The organism is Marivita sp., from assembly GCF_051859345.1.
In the GTDB taxonomy this organism is placed as follows: Bacteria; Pseudomonadota; Alphaproteobacteria; order Rhodobacterales; family Rhodobacteraceae; genus Marivita.
This window is the reverse complement of record NZ_JBHYFV010000024.1, coordinates 47,462-57,539: the sequence shown is the minus strand read 5'-3', so window position 1 is coordinate 57,539 and position 10,078 is coordinate 47,462. Positions and strand designations below refer to the sequence as shown.

Below are 10,078 nucleotides of genomic sequence, written 5' to 3'. Positions count from 1 at the left end.
ATGCGTTACTGAGCATCTTCTCAAGCCGTCTTCCAGAATGGTGACCAAGGTGCGTGCGTCCGGTCGGCATGCGGGCAGATAAAAGACTGTCGCGCCTTGGACGCCCGGTGCCGGTGCCGGTGCCGGACAGAACGCCAGTGCTACTTGCGCAAGATTGCCCAGGCATTGGGCAACAGCAAAGCGACCAGAACGCACTTGAGAAGATCGCCCGCCAGAAATGGCAGCATTCCGGCGGCCACGGCCCCGGTGAAGCCCGTGAAAACCGACAACCATGCTACACCAAGCACATGGATCAACACGCCACCAAGGCAGGCTGCGAAAAAGCTTTTGGTATAGCCCACGATCCAGCCCCGATCCGCCAGCCAACCTACCAGAATTGCTGCGCCCACGAACCCGACCAGATACCCCGCGGTAGGCCCGGTCAAGAATACCAGCCCGCCGCCACCCGCAAAGACGGGCAGCCCCAAGGCACCCTGGGCCAGATACGCCACAAGCGTCACACCCGCCAGACGCGCGCCAAAGGCCATTCCGACCAGCAACACCGCGAAAGTCTGCATGGTCATTGGAACCGGCCACATCGGCACCTGTATGCGGGCGCTGAGCGTGATGAAGATGGTGCCTGCCAGCACAATCAGCGAAGCGCGCAACAGGTGAAAGCGCTTATCGTTCGGTGCGGGGAGTGCTCCGATCAGGGTCGGGGTGCGGGAATGAGGAGTCGGCATGGTTTTCTCCTTTATTGTGCTCAGGCCGCGACAAGGCTTTTGCGGTTGGCATCTATGAAACCTGTGTGAATGTCGCCGGTCAGGAAGGCGTCGCTTTGCAGGCACGCGATGAGGAAATCACGGTTGGTGGCAATCCCAGACACCTGAAGCGTGTTCAACGCCTGCACCGCGCGCTGCGCTGCGCTGGCTCGGTCGGGTCCATGTGTAATGATCTTGGCCAGCATCGGGTCATAATAGGGCGTGACGACATCGCTCTCTCGATAGCCCGCATCCACCCGAAGCCCCGCAGTCTCTGGCGGCAGCGAGAATTTCTCCAATGTCCCAGGCGACGGCATGAACATTTTTGCGGGGTTTTCGGCGTAAAGGCGGCATTCGATGGCGTGGCCAGAGCTCAATATCTCTGATTGATCAAGCGCACCAAGCGTGCCGCGTGCGAAATCAATCTGCATCCCGACGATATCGAGGCCCGTCACCATTTCGGAAACCGGGTGTTCGACCTGAATGCGTGTGTTCATTTCAAGAAAGAAAAACTCTTGCGTCTGTGTGTCCAGAATGAACTCTACGGTCCCGGCGCCTGCGTAATTCACCTGGCAACACAACGCCACGGCCGCCACGGCCATGCGCGCGCGCAAATCGGAAGTCAGGCCCGGTGCAGGGCTTTCCTCGATCACTTTCTGATAGCGCCGCTGAAGCGAACAGTCCCGCTCGAACAGATGAACCGCCGCACCATTGCCAAAGCCGAACACCTGAATTTCCACATGACGCGCTTTGGGCACCAGCCGTTCCAGAAACACCGTGGCATCGCCAAAGGCCTTGCCAGCCATTGACTGGGTGTCTTCTATCGTCCGCAGCAACTTTTCTACGCTGTCGACCCGTCGCATCCCGATCCCGCCTCCACCGGCAGACGCTTTGACCAGCAGGGGAAACCCGACGCGGTTTGCTTCGGCCAGAAAATCAACTTCATCCTCGGGGCCTGCACGCACGCTCCCGGGCACAATTGGCACGCCTGCTTCATTGGCAAGGGCACGCGCACGCGCCTTGTCGCCCATGGATCGCAGCGTATCGGGGGCGGGCCCGATCCATGTCAGCCCTGCGGCCATGACGGCCTCGGCAAATTCCGCGTTTTCAGACAGGAATCCGTAGCCGGAGTGAATGGCGTCTGCGCCGCAGTCTTGTGCCGCCTTCAACACCTTGGCGGTATCCAGATAGCTTTCGCGCGCGGGTGAAGGCCCGATTGCGATGGCTTCATCGGCATCGGCAACATGAGCGGCCCCGGCATCTGCCTCGGAATACACTGCCACCGTGGCGATATCGCGCGCCGAGGCAGAGCGGAAAATCCGCCGCGCAATCTCTCCACGGTTCGCGACTAGCAGTTTTTTCATGGCCCGCCTCACGCCTTAATGCGCGCGACAACGGTGCCTTCGGTGACGATATCGCCCTCTGCGACCAGTATTTCGATCAGTTCACCATCTTCGGGGCTGGCAACCGGAATTTCCATTTTCATCGACTCGAGGATCAGGATTTCCTCGTCTTCGGCAAGTTTATCGCCGGGCTGGGCAACAATCTTCCACACATTTCCGGTTATATCAGTTTTAACATCGACGATTGCCACAGCTCAATCTCCTCTTGCCGATACAGGCTTGCCTGGAACATCATAGACACGACATTTAGTAGTTGCAATAACAACTCCTTTTAATTTTGCGTGTGAACAATCATTCGATATAAAGGGATGACCGGCGCGTTTTCGCCCGGCTGTGATGTTGTTTTCGTACGTCGAACGGGCGCTTTCCCCGTTTGCGCACCAAGGAGGCGAGAGTGTCTGCAAAACTTTCTGGCAAGGTGAGTGAACTGCCTGCGGAAACACTGGCCAGCTTGAAACGGCTTGGGTTCAGCGACTATGAAAGCCGCATCTACATTGACCTGCTGCGCCAGATTTCCCCGCGCACGGCCTACGAAGTGGCGAAATCCACCGGAGTGCCCCGGCCAAACACCTATAACGCGCTTGAAAGCCTTGCGCAGCGCGGCGCTGTTCTGGCCGTGACCGAAGGGCCAAGCCGCTATGTTGCAGCGCCGCCGCGCGACCTGTTTTCCAGCATTGCCGAGAAAACCGCCGCCCTGTGCAGCGATATCGGAACGCAACTGGAAGATATTGCCAAACCGGTGGATGATCAGCATGTCTGGACACTGTCCGGGGAAATCGAGGTGCATCGCAAGATCGACACCCTGATCCGCAATTGCCAAGATTCACTGATGCTCAAGGCGGCATCGGACATCTTGGAAATCCACAAACCCGTTCTGGCCGAGGCCGGCGCGCGGGGCATAGAGATGTTGATTATCGTGTTTGGGCCGGACCCGGAGGAATTTACCTTCGGGCCGCGCTGCCGCACCTATATTCACGAAGCCAATGGCGTCAGAATGGGCAGTGCCGACAACCTCTTCACGCTGACCGTAGATCATCGCGAAATGGTGACAGCGAAAGTATCGGACACGCCTGTAGCCGTTCACACCAGCAACACCACGATCGTAAACCTCGCTGAATCCCTGGTCCGGCATGATTACTACATGGCAGAGATATTCCAGAAATTCGCGCCGCAGATTGATGCGACTTTCGGCCCTTATCTGCGCGATCTGCGGCTTGGGTGCTTCACCCCCGAGCAAGCAGCGAGTTTTCGCACCAAGACCGGCCAGTAAAACGCCCCTGCCCTCATGCCTGATCCCGAACGACACACGGTGCGGAACAATCCGCGCAGTGTGATATTGAACCGGGCATCACCATGCCGTGCTCAGGGCAACCTTCGCGCCAGTTGCCGTTCCAAATGGCCAATATGCGCCAAGGCCTGCGCCATTGCCGGGATTTCATCATAGATCGGCACCCCGATATCGAAGGCGCGCATGCGATATTCCCGCCGGGTCTGGTCCAGTACGGCGGAACCGTCGGTTCGCATGGCCAAGGCAAAATGGGCAATGCCGGGCCATTTCTCGCGGGTTTGGCGCACGACCTCAAACAAGTTGCCGATGGGGTCGACAGTGCCACGGCCCACGAACGCCGCCAGGTTCAGGTGCATCGCAATCGCGTCGGGTTCGGCATGTTCAAAGACATGGTCAAGAATTTCGCCCGCGATCCAGCCTTCCCTTTCCTGCAAGGTCTTGACCGGTGTATCTATGGGATTGATCACGCTGGTCCCCGGCGGCAGACCCATGGCATCAAGAGCGGCGCGGGCCTTGCCCTGAAACGGGGCAACCTTCAGTTTGTGCAACGAAAAGATATCTGCACCCAGCACGCTTGAGCCGCCACCATTGCCAAACAGCGTGACGGCATGCGTGGGTTCAACGCTACTATCGTTCGTTGGAAGGTGAAATGCTGAAGTGCCAGCAAGGCGTCAATGAATTCGTCCACGGTGGTTGCCATGCTCAGCGGGAACTGCAAGGCAAGCGCGTCCCATGCCTTGTCATCGCCCGCCAGAGCGCCGGTATGCGACGCCGCTGCAAGCCGCCCGTCATCCGTGCGCCCGCCTTTCAGCACCACGACGGGCTTGGGCGTGGGATGGTTGCGCAGAACCTCGACAAAGGATTTGCCGTCGCGAATATCCTCTATATAAAGACCCACCGCACGAGTTTCGGGGTCGCTGAAGTAATACTCCAACAATTCGTGCGGTTTCACATCGGCGCTGTTGCCAATTGTAACCAGTCCGCTGAATCGCAGCCCGCGCCATTGCCCGCGCTTGATGATATCAGTGCTCAGCCCCCCCGATTGCGAGATCACACCGATTGAGCCAAGGGTCTTTGGGGCTCCGACCGGAAATGTCAGCCCGCCGCGTGGCGAATAGGTGCCCAAACAGTTCGGCCCAAGAACGCGAATGCCAGACGCGCGCGCCCGTCGCACCAGATTGTCTTGCAATTCACGCGCTGCTCGACCTCTCCAAAGCCCGAACTGATCACCTGAGCAATGCGCACCCGGCCCGCCCCCGCTTCCAGCGCGCCCGCGATCCGCTCTGCTCCGATGGCTATATAGGCATAATCCACCTCTTGCGGGGTATCGGCCAATGAGGGGTAGGATTTCAGCCCCTCTATTTCATCGGCCTTGGGGTGAATTGGGTAAATCTCGCCACTGAAGCCGAAATCCTTCAGGCGCCTGATGAAGGTGTTCGCAATCGCGACATCGCGGGTTGATGCACCCAGAACCGCAATCGTGCGCGGCTGGAAAAGCGGGCGAAACATATCGGCCGCGCTTTGGTCCGTGGCGAAGGGTGCTGCGTCTGTTGCGGTCGTGGCGTTCAACACAAAAGCTGCATCCACCGCAACCGCGCCCTGTTGGGACACGATGACGGGGTTCAGGTCCGCTTCTGCAATCTCTTCGGCGTAATGCATCAGCAACCCATCAGGCCCGCCGAGCGCGATCATTGCATCAATCAGGGCGTCTATATCCACAGGCGACTGACCACGCGCGCCTTGAAGCAGGCCAAAACCCTTCAGTTCTTTCAACATCTCCTCGGCGGTCCGGCGGTCGATTGGGCAGATGCGAAACGCGACGTCTTTCAGCAGTTCAACGAAAATGCCGCCCAGTCCCACCATCAGCATGGGGCCGAACTGCGGATCACAAAACCCGCCAAGCACAACCTCGTGGCCTTTGGGGGCCATTTCCTCGACCAACCAACCTTCGCGCGCGGCAGACTTGATCAAAGGCTTTTGCGCCATATCGGTTATCGCGGCTGCAACCGCTTGCCCATCGGGCAGATTCAAAGCCACACCGCCGGCATCGGATTTGTGCAATACCTCGCTTGAAACCACCTTGACCACGAAAGGCGCACACATGTCCCGCACGGCTTGTGTGGCCCCGGCGGCATCCGTGACAACACAGGATCTGGGCGTGCGTATCCCGAAGGCGGTCAGCAGCGCTTTGCCTTCAGCTTCGTTCAGGGCTTTGCGGCCGGCGTTTCGGGCTTGTTCGACAATCGCAGCCGCGTTCTGGACAGGTGTGTTCATTCCACGTCTCCTCAGTAACTTGTCGGCCAGCTGCGCATCAGGTGCTGCCCAAGCCCTCCGGATAAACGGCGTTGGTGAATTTCCAGCAGGCGGATGATGTAGTCGCGTGTTTCCTGCGGCTTGATGACATCATGCGCCGAGAAGATCTGTGCCATGTCCCACACTTCCAGGTCTTTCTGGATTTCGGCAAGCGCATCCTCGAACCCGTCATCACCGGCGGTCAGGTTATGCACGATACTGGTCGCAAAGACCGGATCCATGAAGGATATTTCTGCGTTGGGCCAGGCGATCATGCTGTCATTATGCGCCCCGCCACCCATGGCGACATAAGCGCGGCCATAGGCCTTGCGGCAGATCACAGTCACTTGTGGCACGGTCGTCAGGCAGGTGGCATTCATGAAATTCATGATATGGCCGGGCGCGCCGCGCCTCTCTGCGTCGGTGCCCACGACAAAGCCCGGCCTGTCCATGAACCGCACCAGCGGGATGTTGAAACTGTCACACATGACAGTGAAATCAATAATCTTGCGGCAGGCTTCGGCGGACAGAGCGCCACCGCCGGTCTGCGGATTATTGGCGACAATGCCGACGACGCTGCCGTTCAATCGCGCCAGTGCGACCACGGCAGATTTGCCGAACCGTGGCTTGATTTCAAAAATCGACTCGGTGTCAAAGATCACGTCCAGGATTTTCTTCATGTTGTACACTTGGGTGCGCTTTTCGGGCATGATGTCCAGAATGCGCTCCTGATCCGCACCAGAGTCTTCGGGCACGGCAGCCACTGGCGGCAACTCCTTGTTATGGCTGGGCATGTAGGACAGGAACTGGCGGATCACCGCCATCGCATCTTCATCACTATCCACGAATTGATCAATTAGCCCGGTCTGTTCCGCGTGCAGCCTCCAGCCGCCCAATTCTTCCAGATCCACCTTTTCACCAATCGCCATGGACACCAGCCGAGGGCTGGAAACCGACATGATGGACCCTTTTTTCATGACCGAGAAATCGGCGCAGCAGCACAGCCAGGCCGACGACCCGAAGGATGTGTCCAGCGCCGCCGCAGCCCATGGGGTGTCGCGCAAGCGCCGGAACTGGGTTGTGTCATTGCCCAGCATGGTGCCCATGCCCTTGGCCCCCATCGCGTCCGGCAGTCGCGCCCCGGTCGATTCACCGATATGGACAAACGGCATGCCACGTTCTGTGCATGTCTTGCGGATATAGCCCATCTTCTTGGAATTGATCGCACCAGTAGAAGCACCCTTGGTGGTGAAGTCATTGATCACAACGCCCACATCGCGCCCGTCAATGCGCCCAAAGCCGGTAATCTTGCCGTCGCGAGGAGTCTTGTCGGCTTCTTTCGCGGAAAAGCTGGACCGGCCCAGAAGACCCGTTTCAAAAAAGCTGTCCTTGTCGACCAGTGCATCCAGCCGTTCCTGTGCGTTCAACTTGCCTTGCTCGTGGCGGCGGGCCAGCTTGTCCGGGCCGCCCATGGCTTTGGCCTGTTCCCGCATATGGTCAAGTTTCGCGAGCATGTCTTCGTGCGCCATCTGGTTTTCTCCGATATGTTATCTGAATGTGACCGTATCCACGGTCAGCCGTTCGACTGTTGGCAGATCAAGCTTGGGCCAGTATCCGGCGGGCAAGGTGATCGTGCCTTGGTCAAACGGCAGCGGGTTTTCGAACAAGCGTGATTGCGGTTTCAGGAACCCATTGAACTCGCCAGCATTGTCCAGGGTCTGACGGGCGACGCAGGCTTCCAGCCAGGCATGGGTTTCGCTGCCCAGCCCATCACCCAGAACCGGATGCATGCCATGCGCGCGCACCGCGTCCATCCCATCGCGCAGGCGGTCCAGGCCGCCAAACCGTTTCAGCTTCAGCTTGCAATACCCAACGCCCGGCATTTCGCCCGCGCGGGCAATGTCTTGCAGGGTGCAGATAGGCTCGTCGAGCATCAACGGAACCGGAGAGGCGGTCGCCACGGCGCCGTTCGCCTCCCATTCATCAGCTTCGCAGGGTTGCTCGAACAATTCGATGCCGTCGGGGTTCAGACCTTGCACGAATTCCAGTGCCTGCGCGCGGGAATAGGCGCGGTTCGCATCCAGCCGCAGCGTGGCCTTGCCTGCGGTGGCGCGTTGAATGACGGCAACGCGCGCAAGATCTGCGTCCACATCCTTGCCAACCTTGACCTTGAAGGTCTGAAACCCCGTTGCGATCGCAATGTCGAGTTCTTCTTCAATCTCGCGCGCCTCCAGGCTGTTGACCGGTGCCAGCAACGGGTGCGCAGAATCATGGCTCAGCACCAGCATCGGATGCTTGCGCAACACTTCAAGCGCGGTGACAAAGCTGGTTGTCGCGACTTTGCTTTCCTCAAAATCCAAAAGCAGGTCTGCCATCACATCACTGACGTCGCGCCCGATGGCAGCCTTTGCATGGCGCAAAAGAAACGCCCACCCTCCCTCGCGCGTCTCTGCACTGGAGCCCGGAGAAATATGCGCATCTGCAAAACCCGAACGGCCAGAATCATCTTCAACTTCAACCATGAATGGCTCGAAAGTCGTGAAAGTCCGGTAGGATAGCCGGTATGGACGGATGAGTGGCAACGCCAGTTTCCGCAGAACAATGCTGGTGATGGCTGGCAACTGGTCTCTCCCTCTGTGGTCCGTCAAGCAGTCAGGCAGATCAGCGCCACTCCCTTTGTGAGTGCCTTGTGATCCCTTTGGTTTTGCGCTGATGACAGCTTTCAAAATAGTAGTTGCTTATGCTACTCCGTTTCCTAGTCTTCGCATGCGAAGTTTACGTTTGCAAGTCAGATTGCATTCAGCACAGCTTCGAAAAACGGGAGGAGTTGACTATGAACTTTAAGAAACTGGTGGTCGCCGCGCTCGGCTCTACGCTGCTGATGTCTGCTGACGCAACAGCGCAGGACTGGCCGAACGGCGACCTGCGTTTTATACTGCATGTCAGTCCGGGTGGAGCGACGGACGTTCTAGCGCGACGCCTTGCTGATGGCATGCAACAGATAACCGGCACAAATGTAGTGGTCGAAAACCAGCCGGGTGGCAGCGGCGCACGTCAGCTTGCGCTGATGAGCCTGATCGAACCCGACGGCCAGACCATCGGGTCAGTGACGGCGTCACATCTGGGGATGCTGCAGCAAAGCGAAGAATTTGACTTGTCCTCGATCGAATGGTCCTGCGGCATGGTGTTTGATCCCTACCTGCTGGCTGTGCGCGCGGACAGTGACATCCAGTCGCTGGACGATATGGTCGCCAAGGCCAAGGAAAACCCCGGCGGTTTGACAGTTGGCGGGTTTGGCGAAGCATCTGGCGGTCATGTTGCCTGGGCCATGTTCGAAGAAGCGGCGGACATGGCCGGTGATATGAACTGGGTGCCCTATGACAGTGTCGGTGATGCCGTCGTCTCGGCATTGGGCGGACATAGCGATGTCGTCATCGCGTATGTCGGTCTGGTCAAGCAATATGTGGAATCTGGCGACATGCGTGTCATCGGTATCCAGTCCGACACTCGCTCGGAATCTTTGCCTGACACGCCAACCTATGCCGAAGCAGGCTATGACGTGGATACGACATGGCAGCAGTTCCGCGGCACCATCACACCGGCTGGCACCTCGATGGAGCATCAGCAGGCGCTGTGCAACGTGGTCGAACAGACCATGCAAAGCGATGAGTTGAAACAGTATGTCCGCGACTCCGAACTGACCTACGGGTTCATGGGACCTGAAAAGTTCAAGGCATTCGTCGAATCCCAGAACAAGGCGGCGATCTATTGGGGCGAGCGCCTCGAATCGATCCAGTGATACACGCGCAAATCGGAGGATGCTCGTGAATGACGATCACAACGGAAAGGAGTCAGCGGCATACCCTGCTGGCTTCTTCCCGTCCAAGCTGAATGTGCCCACCGCAATTGCCGATATTACGATATGCCTTGCGCTGGTGGCGCTGGGTCTGTGGTTCGTGATAAATGCCTTTGCCATGCCGGCCGGGCGCACGATGATCGGGGTTGGCACATTTCCGATGATCGTAGGTGGTTTGCTGGTGGCCCTGTGCCTTGTGCAGATCGTCCTGTCAGTGCGCAATTTCCGAACCAGTGGCACGATCACGATCCAGCGCCCGCTGGGCGTACCGATCGGGATGGTGCTGATGCTGCTATTTCCCTTTTCCATGGACAGCTTCGGATATTTCCAGACCGCAGCGTTGTGGGTGCCCGCATTTGCTTGGGTGGCGGGAGTCACGGAACTGCCAACAATCCTGACGCTGACCGCGGTCATTCTGGGCCTGGCCTATTTCCTGTTCCAGATGCTGCTGGGAACGCCGCTCCCCTGAAACCGGTGCCGACAGCCTGTCGCTGCACAA

General features: G+C 58.4%; 11 protein-coding genes. 3 read left to right on the top strand and 8 right to left on the bottom strand.

Annotated features, from left to right (window positions below):
• Positions 1-140: 140 nt before the first annotated feature.
• Genes ACTIEN_RS15040 through ACTIEN_RS15030 form a run of 3 tightly spaced genes read right to left on the bottom strand, consistent with a single transcriptional unit; the run spans position 141 to position 2,334 of the window.
• Positions 141-722, bottom strand: coding sequence for a biotin transporter BioY (locus ACTIEN_RS15040; protein WP_439523964.1), 582 nt, complete (start codon positions 720-722; stop codon positions 141-143).
• A gap of 20 nt (positions 723-742) precedes the next feature.
• Positions 743-2,104 carry an acetyl-CoA carboxylase biotin carboxylase subunit gene (locus ACTIEN_RS15035; protein WP_439523963.1) on the bottom strand — a complete coding sequence of 454 codons (1,362 nt, stop codon included), beginning with the start codon at positions 2,102-2,104 and terminating at the stop codon, positions 743-745.
• An 8-nt stretch (positions 2,105-2,112) separates the two neighbouring features.
• The gene (locus ACTIEN_RS15030) at positions 2,113-2,334 is read right to left on the bottom strand and encodes an acetyl-CoA carboxylase biotin carboxyl carrier protein subunit (RefSeq protein ID WP_249058297.1); all 222 of its coding nucleotides are present in this window, start codon (positions 2,332-2,334) and stop codon (positions 2,113-2,115) included.
• A 203-nt stretch (positions 2,335-2,537) separates the two neighbouring features.
• Here ACTIEN_RS15030 and ACTIEN_RS15025 point away from each other — a divergent pair, with 203 nt between their 5' ends.
• The gene (locus ACTIEN_RS15025; protein WP_439523962.1) at positions 2,538-3,413 is read left to right on the top strand and encodes a helix-turn-helix domain-containing protein; all 876 of its coding nucleotides are present in this window, start codon (positions 2,538-2,540) and stop codon (positions 3,411-3,413) included.
• A 92-nt stretch (positions 3,414-3,505) separates the two neighbouring features.
• On the opposite strand, the gene ACTIEN_RS15020 is transcribed toward ACTIEN_RS15025, so the two are convergent.
• Genes ACTIEN_RS15020 through ACTIEN_RS15000 form a run of 5 tightly spaced genes read right to left on the bottom strand, consistent with a single transcriptional unit; the run spans position 3,506 to position 8,245 of the window.
• Positions 3,506-3,979, bottom strand: coding sequence for a hypothetical protein (locus tag ACTIEN_RS15020; protein WP_439523961.1), 474 nt, complete (start codon positions 3,977-3,979; stop codon positions 3,506-3,508).
• Positions 3,967-4,557, bottom strand: coding sequence for a hypothetical protein (locus tag ACTIEN_RS15015; protein WP_439523960.1), 591 nt, complete (start codon positions 4,555-4,557; stop codon positions 3,967-3,969). The genes ACTIEN_RS15020 and ACTIEN_RS15015 overlap by 13 nt, the downstream gene beginning before the upstream one ends.
• Positions 4,527-5,705, bottom strand: a complete 1,179-nt coding sequence (locus ACTIEN_RS15010) for an acetate--CoA ligase family protein (RefSeq protein ID WP_439523959.1) — start codon at positions 5,703-5,705, stop codon at positions 4,527-4,529. The genes ACTIEN_RS15015 and ACTIEN_RS15010 overlap by 31 nt, the downstream gene beginning before the upstream one ends.
• 11 nt (positions 5,706-5,716) lie before the next feature.
• Positions 5,717-7,252 (bottom strand): acyl-CoA carboxylase subunit beta, encoded by a 1,536-nt coding sequence (locus tag ACTIEN_RS15005; protein ID WP_439523958.1) that lies wholly within the window; start codon positions 7,250-7,252, stop codon positions 5,717-5,719.
• A gap of 18 nt (positions 7,253-7,270) precedes the next feature.
• Positions 7,271-8,245, bottom strand: coding sequence for an enolase C-terminal domain-like protein (locus tag ACTIEN_RS15000; RefSeq protein ID WP_439523957.1), 975 nt, complete (start codon positions 8,243-8,245; stop codon positions 7,271-7,273).
• A 311-nt stretch (positions 8,246-8,556) separates the two neighbouring features.
• Here ACTIEN_RS15000 and ACTIEN_RS14995 point away from each other — a divergent pair, with 311 nt between their 5' ends.
• Both ACTIEN_RS14995 and ACTIEN_RS14990 read left to right on the top strand, forming a co-directional pair.
• Positions 8,557-9,522 (top strand): Bug family tripartite tricarboxylate transporter substrate binding protein, encoded by a 966-nt coding sequence (locus ACTIEN_RS14995; protein ID WP_439523956.1) that lies wholly within the window; start codon positions 8,557-8,559, stop codon positions 9,520-9,522.
• Positions 9,523-9,547: 25 nt separating this feature from the next.
• Entirely contained in the window at positions 9,548-10,048 is a 501-nt protein-coding gene (locus tag ACTIEN_RS14990; RefSeq protein ID WP_439523955.1) for a tripartite tricarboxylate transporter TctB family protein, read from the top strand.
• Positions 10,049-10,078: the final 30 nt, after the last annotated feature.